Origin of the sequence: Streptomyces sp. NPDC052236 (assembly GCF_044548015.1) — a bacterium.
Classification (GTDB): Bacteria; Actinomycetota; Actinomycetes; order Streptomycetales; family Streptomycetaceae; genus Streptomyces.
Window position 1 is genome coordinate 222784 of record NZ_JBIUBL010000009.1, and the last position, 25484, is coordinate 248267.

General features: G+C 69.6%; 19 protein-coding genes. 14 read left to right on the top strand and 5 right to left on the bottom strand.

What is annotated here, in order from left to right:
• Window positions 1–6 precede the first annotated feature (6 nt).
• From bagM to ACIHCQ_RS17780, 4 genes are all read left to right on the top strand, one after another.
• Complete coding sequence (bagM, locus tag ACIHCQ_RS17765; RefSeq protein WP_399662922.1) at window positions 7–654, top strand: bagremycin/ferroverdin biosynthesis UbiX family decarboxylase BagM/FevK; 648 nt, start codon at window positions 7–9, stop codon at window positions 652–654.
• Window positions 651–2144, top strand: coding sequence for a bagremycin/ferroverdin biosynthesis UbiD family decarboxylase BagN/FevL (bagN, locus tag ACIHCQ_RS17770; RefSeq protein WP_399662924.1), 1494 nt, complete (start codon window positions 651–653; stop codon window positions 2142–2144). The genes bagM and bagN overlap by 4 nt, the downstream gene beginning before the upstream one ends.
• A 199-nt stretch (window positions 2145–2343) precedes the next feature.
• Window positions 2344–2604 (top strand): hypothetical protein, encoded by a 261-nt coding sequence (locus ACIHCQ_RS17775; protein WP_399662926.1) that lies wholly within the window; start codon window positions 2344–2346, stop codon window positions 2602–2604.
• The gene (locus tag ACIHCQ_RS17780; protein ID WP_399662928.1) at window positions 2601–3686 is read left to right on the top strand and encodes a prephenate dehydrogenase; all 1086 of its coding nucleotides are present in this window, start codon (window positions 2601–2603) and stop codon (window positions 3684–3686) included. Before ACIHCQ_RS17775 ends, ACIHCQ_RS17780 begins: the two co-directional genes overlap by 4 nt.
• Window positions 3687–3786: 100 nt before the next feature.
• Here the strand turns inward: ACIHCQ_RS17780 and ACIHCQ_RS17785 are convergent, their stop codons facing one another.
• Window positions 3787–6678 carry an AAA family ATPase gene (locus tag ACIHCQ_RS17785; protein ID WP_399662929.1) on the bottom strand — a complete coding sequence of 964 codons (2892 nt, stop codon included), beginning with the start codon at window positions 6676–6678 and terminating at the stop codon, window positions 3787–3789.
• 176 nt (window positions 6679–6854) lie between these two features.
• Between ACIHCQ_RS17785 and ACIHCQ_RS17790 the strand changes: the two genes are divergently transcribed.
• Entirely contained in the window at window positions 6855–8087 is a 1233-nt protein-coding gene (locus ACIHCQ_RS17790) for a 3-deoxy-7-phosphoheptulonate synthase (RefSeq protein ID WP_399662930.1), read from the top strand.
• A 278-nt stretch (window positions 8088–8365) separates the two neighbouring features.
• Here the strand turns inward: ACIHCQ_RS17790 and ACIHCQ_RS17795 are convergent, their stop codons facing one another.
• Window positions 8366–9034: a response regulator gene (locus ACIHCQ_RS17795; RefSeq protein ID WP_399662932.1), complete on the bottom strand. Its 669-nt coding sequence runs from the start codon at window positions 9032–9034 to the stop codon at window positions 8366–8368.
• Window positions 9031–10155 carry a sensor histidine kinase gene (locus tag ACIHCQ_RS17800; protein WP_399662934.1) on the bottom strand — a complete coding sequence of 375 codons (1125 nt, stop codon included), beginning with the start codon at window positions 10153–10155 and terminating at the stop codon, window positions 9031–9033. The genes ACIHCQ_RS17795 and ACIHCQ_RS17800 overlap by 4 nt, the downstream gene beginning before the upstream one ends.
• 920 nt (window positions 10156–11075) lie before the next feature.
• Here ACIHCQ_RS17800 and ACIHCQ_RS17805 point away from each other — a divergent pair.
• On the top strand, window positions 11076–11837 hold the full coding sequence (locus ACIHCQ_RS17805; RefSeq protein WP_399662936.1) for a sensor histidine kinase: 762 nt from the start codon (window positions 11076–11078) through the stop codon (window positions 11835–11837).
• A 20-nt stretch (window positions 11838–11857) separates the two neighbouring features.
• On the top strand, window positions 11858–12463 hold the full coding sequence (locus ACIHCQ_RS17810; protein ID WP_399662938.1) for a response regulator: 606 nt from the start codon (window positions 11858–11860) through the stop codon (window positions 12461–12463).
• On the opposite strand, the gene ACIHCQ_RS17815 is transcribed toward ACIHCQ_RS17810, so the two are convergent.
• Both ACIHCQ_RS17815 and ACIHCQ_RS17820 read right to left on the bottom strand, forming a co-directional pair.
• Window positions 12433–13572, bottom strand: a complete 1140-nt coding sequence (locus tag ACIHCQ_RS17815) for an IS701 family transposase (RefSeq protein WP_399662940.1) — start codon at window positions 13570–13572, stop codon at window positions 12433–12435. The two genes, ACIHCQ_RS17810 and ACIHCQ_RS17815, sit on opposite strands and share 31 nt — an antisense overlap.
• Before the next feature lie 422 nt (window positions 13573–13994).
• Window positions 13995–14735 carry a DUF6081 family protein gene (locus tag ACIHCQ_RS17820; RefSeq protein WP_399662942.1) on the bottom strand — a complete coding sequence of 247 codons (741 nt, stop codon included), beginning with the start codon at window positions 14733–14735 and terminating at the stop codon, window positions 13995–13997.
• Between the two features lie 184 nt (window positions 14736–14919).
• On the opposite strand from ACIHCQ_RS17820, the gene ACIHCQ_RS17825 reads away from it, so the two are divergent.
• The 7 genes from ACIHCQ_RS17825 (at window position 14920) to ACIHCQ_RS17855 (ending at window position 25418) form a co-directional block, all read left to right on the top strand.
• Window positions 14920–15255, top strand: coding sequence for a DUF485 domain-containing protein (locus ACIHCQ_RS17825; RefSeq protein ID WP_399662944.1), 336 nt, complete (start codon window positions 14920–14922; stop codon window positions 15253–15255).
• Complete coding sequence (locus ACIHCQ_RS17830; RefSeq protein ID WP_399662946.1) at window positions 15252–16940, top strand: Na+:solute symporter; 1689 nt, start codon at window positions 15252–15254, stop codon at window positions 16938–16940. Before ACIHCQ_RS17825 ends, ACIHCQ_RS17830 begins: the two co-directional genes overlap by 4 nt.
• A gap of 58 nt (window positions 16941–16998) precedes the next feature.
• Window positions 16999–18597: an FAD-dependent monooxygenase gene (locus ACIHCQ_RS17835; protein ID WP_399662948.1), complete on the top strand. Its 1599-nt coding sequence runs from the start codon at window positions 16999–17001 to the stop codon at window positions 18595–18597.
• A 129-nt stretch (window positions 18598–18726) separates the two neighbouring features.
• The gene (locus ACIHCQ_RS17840; RefSeq protein ID WP_399662950.1) at window positions 18727–20187 is read left to right on the top strand and encodes a DUF6851 domain-containing protein; all 1461 of its coding nucleotides are present in this window, start codon (window positions 18727–18729) and stop codon (window positions 20185–20187) included.
• Between the two features lie 484 nt (window positions 20188–20671).
• Window positions 20672–22126, top strand: coding sequence for a DUF6851 domain-containing protein (locus tag ACIHCQ_RS17845; RefSeq protein WP_399662952.1), 1455 nt, complete (start codon window positions 20672–20674; stop codon window positions 22124–22126).
• 325 nt (window positions 22127–22451) lie between these two features.
• Window positions 22452–22847: a DUF6223 family protein gene (locus tag ACIHCQ_RS17850; protein WP_399662954.1), complete on the top strand. Its 396-nt coding sequence runs from the start codon at window positions 22452–22454 to the stop codon at window positions 22845–22847.
• A 393-nt stretch (window positions 22848–23240) separates the two neighbouring features.
• Complete coding sequence (locus ACIHCQ_RS17855) at window positions 23241–25418, top strand: MMPL family transporter (RefSeq protein ID WP_399662956.1); 2178 nt, start codon at window positions 23241–23243, stop codon at window positions 25416–25418.
• Window positions 25419–25484: the final 66 nt, after the last annotated feature.

Genomic DNA, 25484 nt, shown 5'->3' on the forward strand with positions numbered 1-25484 from the left:
GGTGCGATGCGGCTGATCGTGGGAATGACCGGCGCCACAGGCGCGGTGCTGGGCGTACGGCTGCTCACCGAGCTGCGCGGGAACCCTCAGGTGGAGACACACCTGGTGCTCAGCCGCTGGGCGCGCGCCACAGTGGAACTGGAGACCGGGCTGAGCGCGCGCGAGGTGGCCGCGCTGGCGGACGTCACCTACTCGCCCGACGACCAGGGAGCGGCGATCTCCTCCGGCTCCTTCCCCACCGACGGCATGGTGATCATCCCGTGCAGCATGAAGACGCTGGCCGGCATCCGCGCCGGGTACGCCGAAGGGCTCATGGCCCGCGCCGCCGACGTCACGCTCAAGGAGCGGCGCCGCATGGTCCTGGTGCCACGGGAGACCCCGCTCAGTGAAATCCATCTGGAGAACATGCTCGCGCTGGCCCGCATGGGCGCCGCGATCGTGCCGCCGATGCCCGCCTTCTACAACCACCCCCACACGGTGGAGGACATCGTCGACCACATCGTCGCCCGGGTTCTGGACCAGTTCGGGATCCAGAGTGCCGCGGCCCGGCGCTGGGAGGGCTTCGCGCGGGCCACGGCCGCCCGGCCGGGCCCCCAGGCCGACATCACCCCGGTACATCACCACGGCATGGAACAAAGGAGCGCCCGTTCATGACCCGCCCCGCCACCCGCCCCGCCACCCGGTTCGGCGATCTTCGCAGCTACCTCGACGCGCTGGACGCTCTGGGCGACCTCAAGCGCATCCACCGCAGCGTGAGCGCCGACCTGGAGGCCGCCGCGATCAGCCGCCTCTCCTGTGAACGCCAGTCACCCGCCCCGCTGTTCGAGAACGTGGCGGGCGTCGCGCCCGGCTTCCGGCTGCTCGGCGCGCCCGCCGCGCTCAGTGCCGCGCCGGGCAGGCCGCTGGCCCGCGTCGCCCTGTCCGTGGGGCTGCCCGCCGAGACCACCGCCGCCGAGCTGGTCGACCATCTGGCCCGCACCCGCGACGTGGCGCCCGTACCACCCAAACTCATCGCGCGTCAGGATGCGGCCTGCAAAGAGAATGTGCTCCTGGGCGAGGATGCCACCCTCGATCTTTTCCCGGTGCCCCAGATCCACGAGTTCGACGGCGGACGCTATCCCAACACCTGGGGAATCATCGTCGCCAAGACCCCCGACGGCCGGTGGACCAACTGGTCCATCGCCCGGATCATGCTGATCGACGGCAAGCACATGACCGGCCTGGTGATACCGGCGCAGCACATCGGCATGATCTGGCAGGAGTGGGCCGAGCTGGGTCAGCCCATGCCCTACGCGCTGGTACAGGGCGGAGACCCGGCGATCCCCTTCGTCGGGGGCATCCCCCTGCCCAGGGGAGTCGACGAGGCCGGGTACATCGGGGCGCTGTACGGCCAGCCGCTCGAGGTCGTGCGCTGCGAGACGGTGGACCTGGACGTGCCGGCAAGCGCGGAGATCGTCATCGAGGGGCACCTGTCCGTGGGCCGCGACGCGCGGGAGGGGCCCTTCGGCGAGTTCGCCGGCTACGCCTCCACCCACACCTCGATGCAGCCGGTGTACACGGTCGAAGCCATCACCCACCGCAACGACCCCATCTGGCCGCTGGTGGCCGAGGGGCGGCCGGTGGATGAGTTCCACACCGTCACCGGTGTCGGCCAGGCGGCCGAGGTACTGGCGGAGCTGCGGGCCGCCGAACTGCCCGTCACCACCGCCTGGTCACCGCTGCGCGCGGCATCGCACTGGATGGTGGTCACCGTCCCCCGGGACTGGCGCCAGATGCTGCCCGGTGTCGACTCGGCCGAGCTCACGCACCGGATCGGCACCGTGCTCTCCCAGTCCCACTCGGGGCGTGCCACGGCGGCCACCTTCGTCCTGGACGATGACATCGACCCGGCCGACGACACGGACCTGTTGTGGGCTCTGGCCACCCGCATCCATCCCCTTGACCGTGCGGAGGCGTGGTACGGCTTCGTCCACCCCCTGCTGAACTGCTACACCGGGGAAGAACGCGCCGCCCAGAGCGGCCCCATCGTCTTCCACGACGGGCTGCTGCCCGTCTCGGGCGAGGGCCGCCTCGCGCACAGCTCCTTCGCCGAGGCCTACCCGGCGGCGATCCGCCGCCAGGTCCTTGACCACTGGGACGACTGAGCACTGCGCAGGCACCGCTCCTGCGGCCGGCCCGGCGCACGCGACGACGCGTGCGGGGCCGGCCCGGCCCCACAACCCCGCCCCCCCCCGGAGCGCATCGGGATCCGGGCGGCGCCGTGGCCGTGCCGTGCCCCCGCACCACCACCCGAGGCCCGGCGCGCACGCGGTGCGGGGCCCCTGCCGAACCTGGACGGAACACGTGAACACTGAGCAGCAGCACAAGAAGCACGAGGTGCCACCGGAAGCTGTCCGCGGGGCCCTTCGCCCGCAGCGCAAGGAGCCCGGACACCGGGACGAGCAGGTGGCCCCGCCGCTGAGCGCACAGGAACGGGGCATCAGCGGCGCCCCGCCCCGCGCCGTCCCCGTCCTGGCCCCCGTCGGGACCGACCTGCCCCGCCGCCGGATCGCGCGCCTGCCCCCCGGCGCCGCTCCTGCCCTGCGCAAGGACATCGCCCAGTGAGAACCGCCCTGGTCATCGGAGCCGGTCTGATCGGCACATCGGCCGCCCTGACCCTCGCCTCACGCGGCGTCAGTGTCCATCTGGCCGACCACAACCCGGACAGGGCCCGCACCGCGGCAGCCCTGGGCGCCGGCAGTGACGAGCCGCCGCCCGGCCGTGTCGACCTCGCGATCATCGCCGTACCGCCCGCGCACACCGCCACCGTCCTCGCCAAGGCCATGCGCGCCCACACCGCGCGCGGCTACCTCGACGTGGCCAGCGTCAAGGGCGGCCCCCGGCGCGAGCTGGAGGACCTGGGCCTCGATCTCCGTACGTACATCGGTACGCACCCGATGGCAGGCAAGGAGAGTTCGGGCCCGCTCGCGGCGACCGCCGATCTCTTCGAGGGCCGCCCCTGGGTGCTCACCCCGACGCCGGACACCGACACCGAAGTGCTCAACCTCGCCCTGGAACTTCTCGCGCTGTGCCGCGCCGTGCCGGTGGTCATGGACGCCGATGCCCACGACCGGGCCGTCGCCCTGGTCTCGCACACCCCCCAGCTCATCTCCTCGATGCTCGCCGCACGGCTGGAAACGGCGGACGAGACGGTCGTACGGCTCTGCGGCCAGGGCATCCGCGACGTCACCCGCATCGCGGCCTCCGAGCCCCGGATGTGGATCGAGATCCTGTCGGCCAACCCGGGCCCCGTCGCCGACGTACTGGCGGGCGTGGCCGCCGACCTGGAGGACACCGTCGAGTCACTGCGCGCCCTGCAGTCCGCGGACGAGGCCAAGCGGCGCGGCGGCGCCGCGGGCATCGAGGACGTCCTGCGCCGGGGCAACGCCGGCCGGGTGCGGGTGCCCGGCAAGCACGGCGAGGCCCCCGCCGCCTACGAGACGGTGGCGGTCCTCATCAGCGACCAGCCGGGCGAGCTGGCGCGGATCTTCGCGGACGCCGGACGTGCCGGGGTCAACATCGAAGACGTCCGCATCGACCACGCGACGGGGCAGCAGGCGGGTCTCGTGCAGCTCATGGTGGGGCCCGCGGCGGCCACCGCCCTGAGCGCAGCCCTGAGCGAACGCGGCTGGTCGATCCGCCGGTGACGGCACCGGCGACGCCGGCAACGGGACGCCTCCCGCCGGCCCGTGCTCCAGCCGGTGCTCCAGCCGGTGCTCACCCCTGCCGCACGCGCCCGCGCCCCGGTCATCGCGAGGGCGCATGACGCTCACGACGGGCGGCGCCCGGCAGGGGTGAGGAGGATTCATGGGTGAGGAACAGCTTGGTCAGCTTGACGCGGCTGTTGATGTCGAGCTTGGAGAACACGCGCCGCAGATGGCTGTCGACGGTGTGAGGCGACAAGAACAGCATGCTCGCCGCCGCCTTGTTGCTCCTGCCGTCGGCGATCGCCCGTACGACACGAAGCTCCGCACCGGTCAGGCTTGCCCAGCCGGAGGTGAGCCTCTCCGCGCCCGGCGCACGCACCTGGCTCTCGCCCGCAGGACGAAGCCTCTTCTGTACGCGGGTGATGTCGCCCCGCGCACCGCAGTCCACGTAGAGATCAAGAGCGGACTCCAGGAGCCAGATCGCCCGGTCCCTGTTCCCGCTGTCCTGCTCCAGTTGTGCCGCGTCCTCCAGGGCGATGCCCCGGGCCAGCGGACGCCCGGCGCGCCGGTAGTGCTCCACGGCGCGCAGCAGAGCAGCGGTATCGCGGCGCAGCAGCCCCTCGGCATGTTCGGCGCCCCCTGCCAGCGACGCCACACCCGGGTTGCGCCCGGCGATGTCGCGGGCGCACCGGGCCGCCCGTGCGGCCCGCGCATCATCTCCCGTCTGCCCGGCCAGGCGCACGACCATGGCCGCCGCCGTCGGCGCTTCGCTGAAGAGCAGAGCGTGGGGCGTGAGCGGCCCGTTGGCGTCGATCAGCCTCGAAGCCGCCTCGGCGCCGCGCCCGCAGGCTGCCTGGAACTGTGCAAGCGCCCAGTCCAGGCCGGTCTCATCGCCCACCGCGCCGTCGCCCACCGCGCTGTTGGCCACCGGCCGCCCGGCCAGGTGCAGGTGTTCGCCGGCGGCGGCGATGTCGCCGCGATGCAGGTCGATGCGGGCCAGCACCACGCGCGCCGCTACGCACTCCGCGCCGGCCGGCCGGCCGGGTGGCGCCAGCGCGGCCTGGGCCTGCGCCCGCGCTTCATCGAGGCGACCGGCCGCCATCAGGACCTCGGCGCGCTGAGCGTGCCACAGCGGTGGTGGCAGGGCCTCGCCGAGCCTGTGCGACTCCCGCTCGATCGCGGCGCACAGGGCTGTCGCCTCCTCACACCGGTCGGCTGCCACCAGAGCGCGGACCATCCACGTCCACAACGGACGCTCACCCGTGCCCGCCGCCCGGACATCGGAACCGGAGCCGGAGCCGGAGCCCGTGTGACGAGCGGTGAGGTGCCACGGCGCGGTGCCCGGCCGCTCATGTGCGGGCGCACCCGCGTGGGCGGCACCGTTCCTCCCCCGTGCCGTATCGGCGAGCATGTCCTTGAGCGCGGCACGGTCCGCCTCGCCGATGTCCTGGCGTGCCGGCGTCTGCTGAAGATGTGCCGCCGACAGGTCGTGGCGGCCGGCCTCACCCAGCCCCCGTGCGACCTCGAGCACCAGCTGCTCCCCGGCCCCGGCCCCGGTACCGGGGCGCACGGTAATGCCCGCGAGGCGACTGGCCTGAACGCCGCGCCCCGCCCCGGTGAGCAGGCGCAGGGCGCGGGCCAGCGTCCGCGGCGCCTGCTCGAACGTATCTCCCAGCGACGCGATGGCCCGGGCCAGGACAGTGTCCTGGCCGCCTGCCGGCTGCTGTGATCTCACCGGCGCGCAGAGAGCAGGTCGTGTGCCCGGCCGCTTCGCCGGGGCGCCGGCCGCGGCCACCGGCGCCGCCAACTGCGGACCCCGCGACGCGTCATGGCGCAGCGCTTCGCCGATCACCTCGTGGAGGAACGTCAGCTGCGCACCGTTCTTGCGCATCAGCCCTGCCCGCACCGCCTCCTCGACGCAGGCGGACAGGTGGGGGACCGGCTCGCCGAGCACCGCGGCCGCCTCCTCGACCGTGAACGTCGGGCCCCTCTTCCCGCCGAGCGCCAAAAGACGGCGCATCGCAGGCGGTACTTCCTCGAGCAGGCGCTCGACAGCGCCAAGGACGCCCCGGGGAAGGCTGTTGGCCACCACTGAGGCCCTGCCGTCGACGATGAGTACCGCTCCCGCTTCCCTGAGCGCGCCGAGCAGGCTCTTCACCAGCCACGGGTTGCCCCCGCAGCGAGCCGCCCAGCCGAGCACGGAGGAATCCGGCTCGGCCCCCAGCACGCCGGCACACAACTGGGCCACCGCCTCGTTGTCCAGCGGCCCCAGGTGAAGCCGCACCGCGCAATGGTCGATCAGCGAGCCGATGGCGTGCTGGGTGAGTGAGGGGGCGGGAGCCGGCCGGCGCGCGAGCAGCCACATGACCGGCGAGGAGACAAGCGAGTGCACCAGGCCCCGCAGAGCCAGAGCGCTGACCTCGTCGGCCTGGTGGACATCGTCCAGAACGATCAGCAGCGGGCGCCTGCGCGCCGCGTTGTCCACCAGCGGGCCAAGGCGGTCCACCAGCCAGAAAGGATTGCTGTCCGGGCGCATCAGCTCATCGCATGCGGATTCACCGGGCATCACGTGCCGCAGGAAACTGATCAGCAAGCCGATGGGGGCGGGCTGATCGATCCCGCCCGCCCGCCCCGCAACCACCGCAAGACCGCGTTCGGCCCCCTTCTGGGCCGTCGCCGTCAACAGCCGGGTCCTGCCGATGCCGATCGGCCCCTCAACCACGACACAGCCACCGGCGCCCCGCACGGTGGCGTCCAGATGACCGGCCAGCACCGACAGTGTCTGTTCACGCCCTACCAGCGCATTCATGATTACCCCCGTTTTTTGGCAGCGAATGCTCCACCGCGCGACAGGTGCATGGACCGGGCAGCGGGCAACGATCAGCGGTGTGATGGCGCAAGCGCGCCATATTCCGACGCGGTTGATCAACATTGCTCGGCGGATCAGCGGTGCACAGACGCCACAGCCTGGCCCGAACACGCTGTCGGACATAGAGAAGTGCGGAAGACTCACGCGGACGCCCGGTGCGGCGTGCCCCCAACACCGTGAAGACGTGGTGTGCGCGCACCGGCTGCCGGGTCAAGCTGTCGCACAAGCCCTGATCGGGCGGGGCCCCCTTGTGCGGCTCCGGGAGGCAGGCTCGCTGGTTTCTTGAAGGGGGAGTACAGATGCCGTCACCCGGCTCCACCGCGGACGTCGACCCACCCTGGCCGTGGGAGGCCATGCCCGCGGCGCAACAGCCGACGTGGCGAGAACACGCCGCCTACCAGGAGGCCCGTCGCACCCTGGCCCTCGCCCGGCCGCTGGTGAGCGCCGCGGAGACGCGGCATCTGCGAGGAGTGCTGTCGCACGTGACGAGGACGGATGCTCTCCTGCTGCAACTGGGCGACTGCGCGGAGAGCCTGGAGGAATGCTCCGCTTTCCACACGGCAAAGAAGCTGCGTGTCATCGACGTGCTGGCAGACCGGTTCAGCGACCTCACCGGCCGCAGCGTCATCCGCGTAGGGCGCATGGGCGGACAGTTCGCCAAACCCCGCTCCCAGGACACCGAGCGGCACGGCGAGTTCACTGTCCCTTCGTTCCGCGGGCACATGATAAATTCCGAAATCGCGACACCCACGGCCAGGGAACCCGACCCATCGCGCATGCTGTGGGCGTATGACGCCGGCGACACCGTGCAGCGGGCGATGCGAACGCACCGCCGGGGACACGAACGCGAACGCAATACTGCCGGTCAGGGACCGTGGTCCAGCCACGAAGCCCTGGTCATCGACTATGAAACCCCCTTGGTCCGCCGCGACGCGGACACCGGCGAGCTGTACCTGACCTCGACACACCTGCCATGGGTGGGGGAACGGACACGCCAGCCGGGCGGTGCGCATGTCGCCCTGCTTGCCTCGGTGGCCAATCCGGTCGGCTGCAAAATCGGCCCGGCAACGACCCCCGATGAAGTACTGACCCTGTGCCGGGCACTCGATCCCGGGCGCGAGCCCGGCCGCCTGGTGCTGATACCGCGCATGGGCCGGACCCGTATCCGTGAGGTCCTGGGGCCGATCGTGCGCCGTGTGGCCCATGCCGGACACCCCGTGATCTGGCTGTGCGACCCCATGCACGGCAACACGGTGACCTCTTCCTCCGGCAGGAAAACCCGCCGTCTGACCGACGTGATCGCAGAAGCCCTGAGCTTCCGCGACATCGTCGAGGAGAACAGGCAGTACGCCGCCGGACTCCACATCGAGGTCGCGGCGGAGGAGGTGACCGAGTGCATCGGCGGGTCGGTTGAGAGCGAGGCCGATCTGGGGCGTCACTACACCTCGCTGTGCGATCCCAGACTCAACGTCGAACAGGCCGGCGAACTCATCGAGGCATGGGCCAAGGGAGCGGCGACGGGCCGCCCCTGAGAAACCGGGCCCGGACGCGCCTGCCGCGCATCCGCAGCCGGTCCGGTCCCGGCTGCGCCGACGACGGCGTTGCGGCGACAAGGGCCCGCCGCGCGCCGGCGAGGGCTTCACGGGAACGAGGCCCGCCCCGGGCCAAGGGACGTTCGCCGCCGCGTTCCTCACCCGCCCTCGAACCGGGGGGCACGCGCACGATGTTCTCGGCGCCGTCGCCGGACCGGTGTCCGCGCGGACCGCGCCGAGCAAGGAGGCCGGCTGCCAGGACCGGCGGGCCGTGAAGGTCAGCGGTTGCGCGGGGCTACCAGGCCCGATTCGTAGGCCAGGACCACCAGTTGGGCGCGGTCGCGGGCGTGGAGCTTGGTCATGGCCCGGTTGATGTGGGTTTTCACGGTCAGGGGGCTGATCACCATATGGTCGGCGATCTGGTCGTTGGACAGGCCCTGCGCGACCAGGGCGACGGCCTCGCGTTCGCGGCTGGTCAGCTCTTCCAGCCCGGTGCCGGCGCCGGCGCCGGTGTGCAGCGGCTGGGTGACGTACCGGTTGATCAGCTTGCGGGTGATCGACGGTGCGAGCAGCGCGTCGCCGCGCGCGGCGACGCGCACGGCGTGCAGGAGGTCTTCCGGCACGATGTCCTTGACGAGGAATCCGGCGGCGCCGGCGCGCAGCGCGTTGAAGACGTATTCGTCAAAGCCGTAGTTGGTCAGGATGACGACGTGCACCCCGGCCAGGGCCGGGTCCGCGACGATGAGCCGGGTCGCCTCGATACCGTCGACGACCGGCATCTGGATGTCGATGAGCGCCACGTCGGGCAGATGTTTTTTGGCAAGCGCCAGGCCCTCCCTCCCGTCCCCGGCCTCGCCCACCACCTCGATGTCGGCTTCGATGTCCAGGAGCGCGCGGAATCCGCTGCGCAGGAGCGGCTGGTCATCGACCAGCAGGACACGGATCACGACGTCCGGTCCACGGGAAGTTCGGCCTGGACGCTGAAGCCGCCCTCACTGCGCGGCTCCGCGCGCAGGCGACCGCCCAGGATGGTGACGCGCTCGCGCATCCCGAGCAGCCCGACACCGGGCGTCGGGGCGCTGTCCGCGGTGGCCCTGCCGTCGTCGTCGACGCGTATGGCCAGGGCGTCCGGACGGTAGTCGATGCAGACCGACGCGGTGGCGGCGCCGGCGTGACGGGCGATGTTGGTGAGCGACTCCTGAACGATCCGGTAGACGGTCCGGCCCACCGCGGCCGGCACGTCGTGTCGTTGCCCCTCGATCGTCAGCGTCGCGTCCAGGCCGATCGAACGGGAGCGCTCCACCAGTTCCGCGACATGCTCGAGCCCGTGCGGCGGGGTCATGTCGTCGTCACGCAGCGCCTCCAGGGTCGCCCGCAGTTCCCGGGTCGCCTCCCGGCCCGCCTGCTGGATCGCCAGCAGGGTCTCCGGCACCTGTTCGCCACGCCTGCGCGCCAGGTGGACGGCGACTTCGGACTGCACCTTGATGATCGAGATCTGGTGGGTGAGCGAATCGTGCAACTCCCGCGCGATATGCAGCCGCTCCTCATCGGCGCGGCGCCGCGCGGTCTCCTCCCGGGTCCGCTCGGCCTCGTCCGCCCGCCGCTCCGCCTGCCGCAGCGCTTCCCCCGCCGCGCCGGCCGCGACCAGCCAGGCAATCTCCAGGGCGCCGCGGGCCTGCTCGAACGCCTCACCCATGTCGTGCAGGGAGGCCAGGGCCCCCAGCGGCAGAGTGGCCACCATGGTCACCGACGCCGCCACCGTGAGGGTGCGGTGTCCCGCCCGCACGGCGGCGTACACCGCGAACAGGAACGCGACGGCAGGCACGTCGAAACCGGCCGCCTGGTAGCCCACCGCGCACAGCCCGGTGACGGCCAGGACGGCAACCGGAGCCCGGCGCCCGGCACCCAGCGCCAGGCCGCCGGCCACCAGCAGCGGGTAGCCGAGCAGGTCGAGGCCCGTGGCGGAACGCTCCCCGGACAGCCCGGTGACCAGCAGCGTCGCCGCCACGCAGACGGCGATCGCCCAGTCTCTGACACCGGCCGGAACCCCGGTCCGTCCTGTGCTCATGCCCGCACCCTAGCCGGATGTCACGGCGGGCGAATCCCGCTCGCGGACGAGCAGTTGACTACCGCGCACGCAGTACCTTCGCGGCGCCTGCGGCATCCGCGGCAGCCGGGTGCGCCATCGGCGGCAGCGCCAAGTGCCCCCGTCCGCGGCAGGACCTCGGCGGCCGGCCGGCCACCACGGCCAGGGGGTGTCGGCGTCGATGACGACCTGCTGACGGGTGGAGTACCGAAACTTCCCGCACGCCCGGCGCCCTCCGGCGAAAGCTTCCACGGCTGATTCCGGCCGGGGACCTCGCCACTCCCGCGGCGCAGCGCGGTCACCGACTCGCCGAAGGCACACGGGATCAGCCCGGCGCACAGGGCCGTCCCGTCCAGGACGGCTGCGACGCCGTGATCACACCGGACGCAACCAGGATCACCCCACGGCAGGATCCTTTACGGGGCAGTCCCCGGAGAAACGCCCTCCGGGCGCGCTCAGCCACACCCGCCCAGGTCGAACCCCGGAACCCGGCCTTCCGGCCCACTGAATTACGCCGAATACGGGAAATCGAGGGAAGTTATAGTCCAGTCGTTTACTTTGTGCCTCGTCCGCACGGGGGGTTTAATGATCATTTGTGCTGTCTGTGAGAGCACGACCACTCCTCACGGCAGTAGACGCCGGCCTGGCGTTTCAAGCCGGGTTTCGCTCACGATCAAGGAGTGGTCCGAGGTGAATAATTCGCCCATGTACATCAAGCGGAGCGGACGTTCCTGTGGAATTGAACGGTTACAGGCGCTGAAAGATCCGCCGCCGGCCACGTGGCGGCCCACCCACCTGCCCGGCGGCACCCGGAGTCCGGCCGGCGCGGACCGGCATCCCGGCATCCGGTGCGTATGCGCGGTCCACCCCCGCACCGGCCCCTGGGCGCGAAGGGCGGTGCGATGACAGACCTCCAGGTCCGCGACGCTCTGCGTGCCGGGGCCTGTGGCCTGGTCCTGCGCGATGCCCCACCGGACCAGCTGCCGGCCGTGATTTCCGCCCTCGCGGCAGGTCACCTGATGCTGACGCCCCCCCGCGCCGGGCAGATGGGGCGGCGCGGCCCGGAGCCGGCGGCGGGCGCGGTCGAGGCGGAGCGGCTGCGGTTCGCGCGAGAAGTCCACGATGTGCTCGGCCGCACCCTTGCCGCGGTCAACCGCAAGAGCGAGCTGGTGGCGCAGCTGCTCCCCGACCAGCCGGAACGGGCCCGCGCCGAGCTGGAGGCCCTGTGCGTGTTCGCGCGCCGGTCCATCGCCGAGGTCCGTGCCCTGACCCGTGGGTACCGCCTGGGGGACCTGGCCGCCGAGATCGCGGCCGTGCGCTCGGACCTGCGGGTCATGGGGGTGCGGGTGGAGGTCACCGGCACCGGCGTCCTGGGCGCGCTGCCCCAGCCGGTCCAGGACGCGTTCGGCTGGGTGGCACGGGAAGCGGCCGCCAACATCATCCATCACAGCATCGCCGCGGCCTGCTCGATCGAGGTGTGGACCGGCAGGCAGACCGGCCATCTGCGGATCATCAACGACGGTGCGGGGCGGCGCGGCTCGAACGCCGGGAGCGGGCTCGCGGGTCTGGCGGAGCGGCTGGGCTCCATCGGCGGCACACTCGTGCACGGCCCCGGCCGCGATCTCACGTACCGCGTCGAAGCCACGGCTCCGCTGGGCGGGTAGACCAATGGGGGGAAGAGATCGTGATCAAGGTTGTCTTGGCCGAGGACGAAGCCATCACCAGGGAGGCTCTGGCGAAGCTTCTCGAACTGACGGAGGACATCGAGGTCGTCGCCGACACCGGGCGGGGAGACAGTGTGCTGGGACTGGTGGACCAGCACCAGGCCCAGCTCGCCGTTCTCGATGTGAACATGCCGGGGATGAACGGGATCGAGGTCGCCGAACAACTGCGCCAGGAACGCTCCGGCTTCCCGATCGTGATCCTGACCTGCGACGCCCGCCCCGGGCACGTGCACCGGGCGCTCAAGGCCGGGGTGCGCGGACTGCTCACCAAAGAGACCTCGATCGGGGAGCTGGTCGGGGTGATCCGCAAGGTCCACGCAGGTGGATGGCACTTCATGCCCGAACTGGTCGCCGAGATGCTGGACTCCGGGGAGAACCCGCTGACGGCCCGCGAGGCGGAGATCCTGATGGCGGCCCAGGACGGCCGCCCGCTCAGCGCCATCGCCTCGCAGCTGAACCTGAGCCCGGGCACCGTCCGTAACCATATTCACTCCGCCATCCACAAACTGGGTGCGGGCAACAGGATCAGTGCCGTTCACGCCGCGTCGCGGGCCGGGTGGATCTGAGCCACAGCCGGTGAGAGCCAGTGGTCACCGCCGCGGGCCACGCGGCCCGCACCACAGGGGCCCGGCCCGGCCAGGCCCTGCCGGCCGGTGCCGGCCAGGTCCGGCCGGGCCCGGCTGAGCGTCAGGTGGGCGTGCGCGAACATGACCAGGCTCATATGGCGGTACCACGCCCGCCAGTGCCGCGCCGCGTAGCGGTCCTTCCCGGCCTCACGGCGGGCGGAGTCGATGTAGTGCCTGCGGGTGGCGCCCTTGCGCGCCGCCTCCATGAGCTCCTCCTGGCGGGTTCCCCCTCTGGCGAAGGCCAGATGGCAACCGCCACCCGGGCGTGGCCGCCGCCACCGCACGAACCCCTCGACCTCCTCGCCCCGCACCGCCGTCAAGGATCCGGCGGCGGCGCTGCAGGCAAGCACATAGGGGATCCGGCGTGCCTCCAGCGCGGTGCGCAGTCGCGCGCTGTCGCCGTACCAGGGGGTGTCGGCGACCACCCAGCCGGCCGGGACGTGCGCCGCGAGGGCTCGGTCGATCATGGCGAGCACCAGGTCCTCCCTGTCCCGGGCACGGATGTCCGCGGGTATCTTGCTCGCCGCCCGGCGAAGGGCGTCCCCTGCCCAGGACGGCGGCAGCAACAGCTCCCGGTCGATCGCGGTGACCGATCCCGACTTGCCCGCGTAAAGGAGGAACAGGCCGATCTGGTAGTTGTCGACACGCTCCGCGGACGCGCAGTACTGCCGTTCCACTCCGGCGGATTTATGTCCATTCTTCACAAATCCCTCTTCGGTGATGACAAGTGCCGCGTCGGGAGAGCTCAGGTTCTCCACCACCATGTCGCGGATCCGGTCGCGGACCAGGTCCTCGTCCCAGCGTGCGGTGGTGAGCAGCCGGTTGCGTCCGTCCTCGGTGCACTTCTGGGCAGGCAGGGCAAGGAGATCGCACACGTAGCGAAATGCCTGGTCGCGCGGTTCCGTGCGATTGAAGAGGTTTTCAAGGCGGCGAAAGCGCCGGCGCAGCTCGGCGCTCCTCACCCCGTCATGGCCGGCCCGTGCGGCGCCGGCTTCCTTGTGCCGGAGCCCGCGTTGTACGTGACCGTGATTTCTCGTGGTCGATGCCATGCGGGTAGCGTAGATATCGCATATCGGAAATTTCCAGGGAAAATTTGTCACGACGTGGGAGGGTATTCCTCACGCATCCAGGCCTTACTTTTCATTGGCGCCACCCATGACATTCGTAAGGGGCCGACATGGCTCCGGCCGGCTCACGCCCATTCCGGGCGCGCGATGTCGCAAGGCCGGCCGGGGGATTGCGGGCAATGCGCAGCCGTGCCGGCCGGGGGACCCGCCGGGCCGGTGGCGCACGCGCTCACCGGGTTTTGTCCCACAGGCCGCGCCGGCTCCGCGGCCCGAGCGGTGGGGCGCCCATTGCCCGCGGCGGACGCGACAGAACCAGGCACCGCACCCACCCGCGAACTGTCACACCGTCACCAACCCGACGATGCCGGCGCCCTTGTGCGTGCTCACGGCAACCGCGGGCGTGCTCATCCGGCGCCTGCCGTGATGCGCCACGGTCCCCACCGGCCCCTCGCGCCCTGCCCGTGCTCCCGCTCCGCGCGAGCGTAGCGGGTCAGATCCCGGGCCGAGAACAGGGCCATGCCCGCGTTGAAGCCCGCCACCGCCACCGGAAGCCGCGCCCCGTACGCCAGATGGCCGTCGACGTACCACTCCACCTCCGAGGTCCGGGCCCGGTAGGTGATGGCGTAGCGGTGCTCACGCCCCGGCTCCGTCGCCGCCTCCACCACCACCCGGTGGATGTAGCGCTCGTGCGGCCGGGTCACACCCGGGATCACCAGTCGTTCGACCACCGCGTAAACGGTGTCATTGGTCGCGGCGGCATTCAGTACGACACCGGTTTGAAGGTCGAAGAGGTTCACCGTGCCGAAGGCGTCGAGCAGGTCATGGGGAACCTGGCCGTAGGTCCGCACCCCCATCTGCACCTCGAACGTCAGCTCTCCCGCCGCCGGCACACAAAAGCGCCGCACGGACTGGTACATCTGTTTGGCGTTGTTCTGCCGCGGGTCCGTGTCGTGGAAGCGACTGAACGGATTGACGGTCAGCTCGAAGTGCCCGTCACCGGTACGCACCCGCGCGTTGCGATCCCGGTACTGGTGCCTTTCACCGTTGGCCCCCTTCATCGCCATGATTCTCCAGCGGGCGGGATCGAGCTCGCCGCTGGTGAAGTCGTCGTACGTCCACGCGCTCAGCTCCGGCGCCCAGGTCATGGGAACACCATCAACCCCGCCGCCGCCGCTCGGACATCACACGTTCACGCGGTTCGGCCCAGGCTCACGCCATTTCCCCGACGCACGCCCAGAATCCCGTGAATGGGCCATGCCCGCGCGGAGGTGATGGCCGATGCTGCCGTACTAACCGCCACGTCACGACGCCATCATCGAAGGAGGTGTCATGGGCACGACGAACGTACCAGCGGACGGTGACCGCTATGCCGCCGTACATGACAGCGCCCGGTTCCAGGCCCTGCGTCGCCAATCCAATGCCTTCACCCTCTGGGCGAGCGTCACCTTTCTGGGGTGGTGGTTCCTCACCATCCTGCTCGCCGCCTTCGTGCCGGACTTCTTCCGCCACGGGCTCGGCGGCCCCCTGAACGTGGGCCTGCTGTTCGTACTTCTGTCGTTCGCCCTCGTGGTGGCGATCTCCGCGGTGTACCTGCGATACGCCCGTACCCGGCTGGATCCCCTCAGCGAGCAGATCCGGGCGGACCTGGAAGGAGACCGAGGATGACCAGCACTCTCGCGGCCCCCCCGCTGCCCCCGCCGCCACCCCTGATCAACACCTGGGCGGCGCCCGCCATCGCCATCCCCCTCGCGATCGCCATCACGGTCGTGGTGTTCGTCCTGGTCAACCGCACGCGCGCCCACATCCGCAACCCGACCGATTTCCTCCTCGCGGGCCGCGGGATCGGCCCTGTTCAAAACGCCCTCGCCATGGTCACCGGCCCCATCATGTACTCGACCATGTTCATCATCACCGGCCACGTCGCGCTCAGCGGCTTCGACGCCGTCCTGCTCCTGACGGCCTTCACGATGTCCATGCTGTTCGCGCTGCTGATATACGCCTCGCCGGTGCGCAACGTGGGCGCACACACGATGGGCGACCTGTTCGCGCTGCGCGCCCGCGAGCGCCCGGCACGGATCGCCTCGGCAGTGCTCACCCTGCTGATCTACGCCATGCTCATGATCATCATGCTGGACGCGGTCGGTATGGTCTCCAGCCGGATGCTCGAGATCGACTCCCGCACGGGAGAGGCCCTGGTGGTCGGCGTCGTCGGCCTGGTCGCCGTGGTGTACGTGTTCATGGGCGGGATCGCGGGAGTCACCCGGATGCTGGTGGTCAAGGCGGTGCTGGCGCTCGCCGTCGTGGCGGTGCTGACCCTGCTGGTACTGGCCAAGTACAACCTGAACCTCCTCAGCCTCCTCGACGACGCCCAGGCCAACGCGGCGCCGGACCCGCGCGGTTACGACCTGCTGGGCCCCGGCCGCCTGTTCGGCGAGGGCTCCGACCGGTGGATCCACCTGTCGAAGGTCTTCTCCATCGTCGTCGGCGTCGCGGGGATTCCCTACCTCTTCATGCGCAACGCCGCGGTGACCAGCGGACGGGACGCGCGGCGGTCGGCCGGCTGGGCAGCGATGATCATCGTGGGGTTCTACGCGTGCATCTCCGTCATCGGTCTCGGCGCCGTCGCGATACTCGGTCCGAAGAACATCGGCGTGTTCCCGCCCCACCGTGACATCACCCTGCCCAAACTCGCCGATGACCTCGGCGGGCAGTGGCTGGCCGGCACGCTCGGCGCGATCGCCCTGCTGGTGGTCGGCGCGGTCTTCGCCGCTCTGCTGATCAACGTGGTCACCTCCGCCACCAAGGACATCAACGCGGTGCGTGGCCACCGGCCCGACCCGGCCGCCGAACTGAAGGACACACGGCGCAACGTGGCCGTCATCGGAATCGTCTCCGTCGTCGTGGGTGTCGCGATGCTCTCCGAGCTGACCCACATCTTCATTCCCACCTCGATCGACCTGGGCGGTGCCGCGGTCCTGCCGGCGGTCCTCTACTCACTGTTCTGGCGGCGCTTCAACACCGCGGGACTGATGTGGACGGTCTACGGCGGCATCGCCGTGACCATGGTCATGGTCCTGTTCTCCAACGGGATATCGGGCGATCCCGCTGCCCTGTTCCCCGACGCCGACTTCAAGATCTTCGACATCGAACCCGGACTGGTCTCGGTGCCGGTCGCCTTCCTGCTCGGCGCCATCGGCACGCTCACCAGCAGCGAGCGCAACGACGCCGGCTTCGCCCAGATGCAGGTCCGTGCCCTCACGGGCGCCGCCGTTCCCGCTCCCCAGGACCCGGCCACCACCAGCGCGGACAACCGCGACCGACAAAGCCCCACACCCAGCCAAGCACACTGAACAACCGCGAACGGTGTGGGGCGGTCCCACCGCCCCACACCCCCCTCGGGAGGCAATCGTGGATCCGGTACCGGTTCTGGTCGTGGGCGCGGGCCCCGTCGGCATGGTCGCCGCTCTGGTGCTCGCCCGCCACGGCGTCGCCTGCACTCTCGCCGACCAGGGCTTCACGACGTCCGACCATCCCAAGCTCGACTACGTCAACTCCCGCAGCATGGAGTTCTTCCGCCAACTCGGCATCGCCGACGACGTCCGCTCCGCCGGCGTCGGGCCCGAGCACCCGGCCGACGTGATCTGGTCCACCGGCCTGGCCGGTGAACCGATCACCACGTGGCCACTTCCCTCGGTGTCCCAACAGTGGCGGCGCATCACCGAACACAACGACGGCACCCAGCCCGCCGAGCCCAGCCAGCGAATCTCCCAGATCGATCTGGAGCGGGTCCTGCGCGCCCACTGCCGGCGCAACCCCCTCATCGACCTGCGCTGCGGCCTGCGGTTCGACTCCCTCACCCAGGACGACGACGTGGTGACCAGCCACCTGGCCAATGTGGTGACCGGCGATCACATCCCGCTGCGATCCGGGTACGTGATCGGCTGCGACGGCGCCTCCAGCCAGGTCCGCACGGCGGTGGGCATCGGCCAGGTCAGCTTCGGCGTACCCGGGCTGCCGGGCGCCTTCATGGTGCACTTCAAGAGCCGCGATCTGGACACCCTGCACCGGCACGGGCGGTTCTGGCACTACTTCGCCTTCAGATACATCATCATCGCCCAGGACGAGGCGGACACCTGGACCGCGCATGTCAACGGCATGGAACCATCCGAATTCGACACACCACCAGCCGATCCGGCGGCATTCCTGCGCGAGACGATGCGCACGGACCTGAAGATCGACGAAGTGCTGCTGACCTCCCGCTGGCGCCCCGGCTTCATGATCGCAGACCATTACCGCGCCGGACGGGTCCTCCTCGCCGGCGACTCCGCGCACCGCATGTTCCCCACCGGCGCCTACGGAATGAATACGGGCATCGGCGACGCGGTCGACGCGGCCTGGAAGACCGCCGCCCTCGTGCGGGGCTTCGGCGGCCCCGCTCTGCTCGACAGCTACGAGGCCGAACGCCACCCGGTGGGCCTGCGCAACATGCACACCTCACACCGGCACCTCGGCGTGCACCTCAAGGCGGGGACACTGCTGCGCGAGGGCGCCCCGCTCCAGGCCGTCGCATCCCTCCTCGACGCCGAGCGGGGCGAGAACGAGTACACGGGAATCGAGCGGGACTACCGCTACCACGACTCACCCGTCATCTGCCACGAGGACGCACCCCAACCCCCGTGGAGCCCCCGGCACTACACACCGACGACCCGGCCCGGAAGCCGCCCGCCCAGCCTCCTCCTCGACGACGGCACACCCCTGTATGACCGCTTCGCCCCGTCCTTCACGCTCATCGACTTCGCCGGCGACCACAGCGCCGACGCGCTCCTCAAAGCGGCAGCCGCTCAAGGTCTGCCGGTCAGCCACAGCGTGGTCAGCGACGCCGGCGCCCGGCAGGCATGGGAACGCGACCTTGTCCTTCTCAGGCCCGACCATCATGTGGCCTGGCGCGGGAACACGGCCCCCGCCGACCCGGCCGCCGTGATCCAGCGCGTACGAGGCGCTGTGTGAACCGCCCCGGGCCCACTGAAGGCCCGGGTGTGCCCCGGGCCGGACGGAGCCGGACCCGGCTCTTCCCACGAAAGGAGAATTCCGGTGACGCATCTGAGGTGGCTGCGGAGTCGGCGCCTGAGGTACGCGGTGACCATCGCCACCGCGGCGGCCCTGGTGGGATCGCTGACCAGCGCCGCGCCGGCGCCCCCGCAAAAGACGGAAGGCTTCGACTTCGATCGCGGCAACGGCCTGATCGAAGTCGTCTTTCCAAAGTTCCAGCGAGTGTCGCGCGAGGAGAGCCTCGGCCGTCCCGTGTCGTTGACCGTGGAAACCGCCATGTTCATAGAAATGCCGTGGTTCGACGCCCTGGCTCCTTATCACCCGAAGGCGGTGGGCATCTTCTCGGACCTCGGCCGCCGCCCGGCAGAGGAACACACGACGCGCAACAAGAACATCGCCGTCATCTACTCCGCCTTCACCTCGCTCAACGTGGTCTACCCGCAATACAAGTCCAGATGGCTTGACATGATGGAATCGGCGGGTCTCGATCCTGACAACACCGAGGAAGACCCGGCCACTCCAAGCGGTATAGGCATTCTTGCCGCCAAGAACGCCATGGCGGCGAGAGAAAATGACGGTTCCAACCGGGAAGGTGATGAAGGCGGCCGTACGTACAACCGGCAGCCCTACGCCGACTACACGGGCTACCGGCCGGTCAACAGTGCATACCGCCTCCGTAACCCGTCCCGCTGGCAGCCGAACGTGACCTCGAACGCGACCTCAAAGGAAAAGGCCGTCTTCAGGGTCCAGCAGTTCGCGACTCCCCAGTTCGGCCGCGTGAAGCCGTTCTCCTACGACAGTCCCACACGGTTCGAGGTCTCTCCTCCGGCCAGGAGCAACCACCACGATCACCAGACCTACCAGCGTCAGGCCGACGAGGCGCTGAAAACATCGGCGAGCCTGAACGACCGCCAGAAGATGACCGCCGAGCTTTTCAATGACAAATCCTGGAGCCTCGGGAGCATCGCCGGTAATTCGGTGGTCAGAGAGCGCAACTACGATACCGAGAAGCTGGTTCACTACATCACCAGCTCCGACGTGGCCTTTGTCGATGTCACCATCGCCACATGGCACTTCAAACGCAAGTACGATTCGGTGCGGCCGTTCAGTGCGATCCGCCACCTGTACGGGAAGAAGAAGATAACGGCATGGGGCGGGCCCGGGAAGGGCACCGTCAGCGACATCACCGGAGACGAATGGCAGAGCTATCTGAACATGTACGCTGCCGACCACCCCGAATATCCTTCCGCCTCTTCCTCGCTCTGCCTTGCCTTCGCCCAGCAAGTACGACGTTTCACCGGCACTGACGAGATCGACATCTCCGCGCCCATCGCCAGGGGTTCCTCGCTCATTGAGCCGGGAGTGACCCCGGCCAGTGACATCACGCTGCGCTGGAGCAACTGGACTGATTTTGCCGGAGACTGCGGCAGGAGCAGGGTCTGGGGCGGCGAGAACTTCCCTTCCGCAATTGAGGCCTCGTCCCAGTACGCGCCGCAGATAGGCGACCTGAGCTACGAGTTCGTTCAGCGCAAGCTGAACGGCGGCTGATCCCAGTATTGTTCCGGCGCGACCGGGCGGTAGGAGCCGGTGCGCCATTTCCGTCCCCGGAAAGCAACACGCCTTTCCCCTCCGCGTTATTGCCGGAGGGCCTCACCCGTGAGCAGCATCCGCCAGGGCTCCAGGGTGGGTAGTGTCTGCTACTCGATCGAGTAGTGGATGAGGCGAAGCGAATCCGCTAATCTCATTTTGGCAGAGGCGCAACCCCTCCCTTGCGGCCATGATGAACAGCTCCTCGGGAGAGCGTACTTGCGCGCGGAATCATGCGATGAGCAGAGCGCGGCTGCACTGACAATACTTGGTGACACACGAGTGGCAGGGCCGGCCGGACCCGTTCCGTCAAAAGTGTTTGCTCGTCCGCGAAAGACCCTGATTCTTTCCGCTGTCATCGCTTCAGGACGTGGAAAGCCGATCGAAAGGAGAATTTTCGGTGACGAATTTCAGGCGGCCGCGGAATCGGCGCTCAGGGTACGCGGTGACCATCGCCACCGCGGCGGCCCTGGTGGGATCACTGACCAGTGCCGTGCCGGCGTCCTCGCAGCAGGCGGCAACCTTCGACCTCGACCGCGGGAACGCCCTGCTCGAAGTCATCTATCCAAGGTTCGACACCGTGTCGCGCACGGAGAGCCTGGGCCGGCTGACGCTGACCGTGGATCGCGCCATGCTGATAGAACTGCCGTGGTTCGACGCCCTGGCCGCGTACCACCCGAAGGCGGTGGGCATCTTTTCGAACCTCGGCCGCCGCCCGGCAGAGGAACGCACGGCGCGCAACAAGAACATCGCTGTCCTCTACTCCGCCTTCACCTCGCTCAACGCGATCCTCCCGGAATACAAGTCCAGGTGGCTTGAGATGATGGCAGCGGCGGGTCTCGACCCCGGCAACACGAAGGAAGACCCGGCCACTCCAAGCGGCATAGGCATTCTTGCCGCCAAGAACGCCATGGCGGCAAGAGAGAATGACGCCTCCAACCGGGAAGGTGATGAAGGCGGCCGCAAGTACAACCAGGAGCCCTACGCCGACTACACGGGCTACAAGCCGGTCAACAGTGCTGACGAGCTCCGTAACCCCTCCCGCTGGCAGCCGAACGTGGGCTCGAACACGACCTCAAAGGAAATGGCCGTCTTCAGGGCCCAGCAGTTCGCGACTCCCCAGTTCGGCCGCATGACGCCGTTCTCGTACAGGAGTCCCGCACAGTTCGAGGTCTCCCCTCCGGCCAGGAGCAACCACCGCAATCACAAGACCTACCAGCGTCAGGCCGACGAGGTCCTGAAAGCATCGGCGAGCCTGACCGACCGTCAGAAGATGACCGCGGAGTTCTTCAATGACAAGGTTCGGACCTACGGGGCCGTCGCCGTCAAGGTGAACGTAGGCGGCAACTACGACACCGAGAAGACCGTTCAGTACGTCACCAGGTCCGTCATGACCCTTTTTGATACCACCGTCGCCACGTGGCACTTCAAACGCAAGTACGACTCGGTGCGGCCGTTCAGTGCGATCCGTCACCTGTACGGAAAGAAGAACATAACGGCATGGGCGGGGCCCGGGAAGGGCACCGTCAGCGACATCACCGGAGACGAATGGCAGAGCTACCTGAACAGCAACGCTGCTGCCAACTACCCCGAGTACCCCTCTGCCACTTCCGCACTCTGCCTTGCCTTCGCCCAGCAGGCACGACGTTCCTTCGGCGACAAGGTCGACATCTCCGTTCCCGCTGCCAAGGGCTCCTCGCTCGTCGAACCGGGAGTCACCCCGGCCAGTGACATCACCCTGCACTGGAGCAACTTGACCGAATTCGCCGGAGACTGTGGGGAGAGCCGGGTCTGGGGCGGTGAGAATTTCCCGTCCTCGACAAAGGCCGCGGCCCAGTACGCGCCGCAGATCGGCGACCTGGTCTACGACCTCGTTCAGCGCAAGCTGAACGGCGGCTGATCCCCTTCGTTACCGGCTCCGGCTGCCGACGGTGCCCTCCGGCTCCGCCGGCAGCCGGCTGCTGTCTGCTGTCGGCCCAGCCTGGCGACGGAGCCGGTCATGGAACGACTCCTCCTCACGGATGAGCGGCCGCCTACCGCGCACGCAGTACTTTCGCGCCGCCTGCGGCGTCCGCAGCAACCGCATGCGCCACCTGCGGCAGCGCGAAGTGCATCCCTCTGCAGGACGACCGGCGGCGCGCCCGGCGGCATGATCAGGAGACATCCAAACCCCGGAAACCAGACGTACGAAAGAAGAGAGGGACATGAGCTCATCAGGAGCCCCGATGTCAGTCCGACGAGTGCTCGCCGTGGCCGGAGCCACCCTGCTCGGGGTGTTCGCGCTCGCCACACCGGCGGCCGCACACGTCTTTGTCGCCGCCGATGACACCGGCTCCGGGCGAGGCATGTCCACCGTGGCCCTGGTGGTGGGACTGATCGGCATCGTCCTCGGCGTGCTGGCTCTGCGCTCCGCCGGCCGCCGGGCCATCGCGGCCCTGGCGGTGGGGCTGATCGGCGTGGTCCTCGGCGGACTGGCTCTGGCCGGCTCCAGCGATGACGTCGGCACCGGCAACGGGCGAGGCGGGGCCATCGCCGCCCTGGTGGTGGGGCTGATCGGCGTGGTCCTCGGCGGACTGGCTCTGGCCCGCTCCCGCCGGACGGCTGACCGACTGCCCGGCTGACCCGGCTGACCCGGCCATGGTGCCGGGTCAGCGCCCCTGTTGTGGTTCCTGCCCCTCCTGGCCGTGTCCCGGCGGGCGCACGCCCGGACCGGATGGCCCGCCGCTGCTTCACCGTCGCCGGCGCGGTCGGCACGCCGCTCAACACGAAGCCCGGCCGGCACCCGACCCGCCGCTGGGGCCGCTGCATCGTGGGGCACACCGTCGGCGTCGACGGACGGCTGCCGGGCGTCCTGGTGACCAGAGCGGGAGATGGCCCGCCTCGTCCGTGTGTACTGCGGAAGGGGTACAGCAGCCGTGGTAGCGCATCGGCGTAGTGCCTTCATCTGCACGATGACGCAGGAGGGCCTGATCACGAGTATGGGGTGCCACGCTCAACGACTCGAGGAGAAGATGATGTCAACCGAGGCTCCCCCTACGGATGGAGTTCTGGCGGGACTAGCCCGGTTCTGTTACCGGCGCCGCCGCCTGGTCCTCCTGACCTGGATCGTCGGCGTGATCGCCGTGGCGTTCGCCGGCTTCGGCTTCGGCGCCGCCGCCGACAACGACTTCACCGGCGGAGACTCCGGGTCCGCCAAGACGCAGGTTCTGATCGAGAAGCACTTCCCCGAGCAGCAAGGGGACACGCTCACTCTCGCGATCAAGGCAGACAAGGGCATCGACGACCCCGCCGCCCGGCAGAAGATCGAGAAGGTCCTCGCCGACTTAGCCGCCTCACCCATCACCGGACCGGTGACCTCGCCGTATCAGGACAAGGCTCTGGTGACGCAGGACCGTCGTATCGCCCGTACGACCATCCCGCTGACCGACAAGGACGTGGAGAAGACCGCGGTCAAGCCCCTGGTGACCACGGTCAAGGAAGCCTCCGGCGACGGCGTGACGCTGGGGCTGGGCGGGGAGAAGGCGGAGAAGGCCGAGACACCCAAGCAGGGTCCGGCCGAGGGCGTGGGCGTCCTGGCGGCAGCGGTGATCCTGTTCATCGCCTTCGGGTCACTGGTGGCGATGGGCCTGCCGATCGTGACCGCACTGGTCGCGATCCTCGGCGGCATCGCCCTGATCAAGCTCGTCGGGCACGTGGTCCCCTCGCCGGACTTCACCGTGCTCGTCGCCGCGTTGATCGGGCTCGGAGTCGGTATCGACTACGCACTGTTCATCGTGACCCGCTACAAGGAGAGCCTGCAGGAGGGCGACGATCCCGAGAGCGCCACGGTCAAGGCCATCACCACCGCGGGCCACTCGGTGCTGTTCGCCGGCACGACCGTCGTCATCGCGCTGCTGGGCCTGGTCTTCATGGGACAGCGGCTGATGACCGGCGTGGCCATCGGCGCGTCGGTGACCGTGCTGGTGACGATGATCGCCGCGGTGACCCTGCTGCCGGCGTTCCTGGGCTTCACCGGCCACAAGATCAACTCGCTGCGCCTGCCCCGCCGCGCGTCCCGCCGGCACGAGCCCCTCAGTGCCCCGTCCCGGGAGCGCCGTAGCCCCGCGGAGCGCTGGGCGGGCGTGGTGCAGCGCAAGCCGCTGGTCGCCGCGGTACTGGCCGGCGCGGGCCTGCTGGCGCTGGCCGTCCCCGCGCTGTCGATGCGGCTGAGCCTGCCCGACGCCAGTGTCCAGCCCCACGACAGGAGCAGCTACACCTCATACAAGATCGTCTCCGAGGGCTTCGGTCCCGGCTACGGCGCACCCATGGTCTTCGCCACCCAGCTCGACTCCAAGGACGCCGATCTGCGTCCCGTCGTCGAAGCGGTCGGCAAGACCGAGGGCATCGCCTACGTCACGCAGCCCCGGGTCAGCAAGGACGGGCAGGCCGCCACCTTCATGGCCTTCCCCAGGACCGGATACCAGGACGAGGCGACCGCGGACCTGGTGAACGAGCTCCGCGACGACGTGCTGCCCAAGGCACCCGGCGGCGAAGACGTCTACCTCGGCGGCCCGAACGCCGGCGCGATCGACTTCGCCGAGGAGACCAGCTCGCGCCTGCCCCTGATGATCGGGGTCGTCATCGCGATGTCCCTGGTGCTGATGATCGCGCTGGTCCGGTCGGTCACGATCGCGCTGCAGGCCGCGGTGATGAACCTGCTGTCGATCGGCGCCGCCTACGGCGTGCTGGTCGCGGTCGTGCAGTGGGGATGGCTCGGCTCGGCCTTCGGTTTCCCCACCGAAATGCCGATCACGACCTGGGTGCCGATGATGATGTTCCCGATCCTGTTCGGCCTGTCCATGGACTACGAGGTCTTCCTGATCTCGCGGGTCCGTGAGGAGTACGAGCGCACCGGCGACACCCGGATGGCCGTCACCAGCGGGCTGGCGCGTACCGCCAAGGTCATCACGGCCGCGGCCGCCATCATGATCGCCGTCTTCACGACCTCACTGCTCGGTCCCGACGTCGCGGTCAAGCAGATAGGCCTGGGCATGGCCGTCGCCGTGCTCATCGACGCCACCATCATCCGGATGATCCTCGTTCCCGCGGTGATGGAACTGTGCGGCAAGGCCAACTGGTGGATGCCCGGACGCCGGACACCGAAGGCGATCTCGGCTTCCCGGGCCGGGGTCGGGGAAGAGGCCAGGGTCTGACCTTCGTCGAGTCGGAGTGCGGGGAACCCCGGGCGGGTTCCCCGCACTCTTTCGCGAAGCTTCGCC

Bases quoted from the DNA above. Each gene is read 5' to 3' on its own strand.
- ACIHCQ_RS17820 (WP_399662942.1), bottom strand. From the start codon at position 14,735: ATGACCTGGGCGCCGGAGCTGAGCGCGTGGACGTACGACGACTTCACC.
- bagM (WP_399662922.1), top strand. From the start codon at position 7: ATGCGGCTGATCGTGGGAATGACCGGCGCCACAGGCGCGGTGCTGGGC.
- ACIHCQ_RS17815 (WP_399662940.1), bottom strand. From the start codon at position 13,572: ATGGCATCGACCACGAGAAATCACGGTCACGTACAACGCGGGCTCCGG.
- ACIHCQ_RS17805 (WP_399662936.1), top strand. From the start codon at position 11,076: ATGACAGACCTCCAGGTCCGCGACGCTCTGCGTGCCGGGGCCTGTGGC.
- bagN (WP_399662924.1), top strand. From the start codon at position 651: ATGACCCGCCCCGCCACCCGCCCCGCCACCCGGTTCGGCGATCTTCGC.
- ACIHCQ_RS17830 (WP_399662946.1), top strand. From the start codon at position 15,252: ATGACCAGCACTCTCGCGGCCCCCCCGCTGCCCCCGCCGCCACCCCTG.
- ACIHCQ_RS17825 (WP_399662944.1), top strand. From the start codon at position 14,920: ATGGGCACGACGAACGTACCAGCGGACGGTGACCGCTATGCCGCCGTA.
- ACIHCQ_RS17800 (WP_399662934.1), bottom strand. From the start codon at position 10,155: ATGAGCACAGGACGGACCGGGGTTCCGGCCGGTGTCAGAGACTGGGCG.
- ACIHCQ_RS17785 (WP_399662929.1), bottom strand. From the start codon at position 6,678: ATGTCCGACAGCGTGTTCGGGCCAGGCTGTGGCGTCTGTGCACCGCTG.
- ACIHCQ_RS17850 (WP_399662954.1), top strand. From the start codon at position 22,452: ATGTCAGTCCGACGAGTGCTCGCCGTGGCCGGAGCCACCCTGCTCGGG.
- ACIHCQ_RS17855 (WP_399662956.1), top strand. From the start codon at position 23,241: ATGTCAACCGAGGCTCCCCCTACGGATGGAGTTCTGGCGGGACTAGCC.
- ACIHCQ_RS17790 (WP_399662930.1), top strand. From the start codon at position 6,855: ATGCCGTCACCCGGCTCCACCGCGGACGTCGACCCACCCTGGCCGTGG.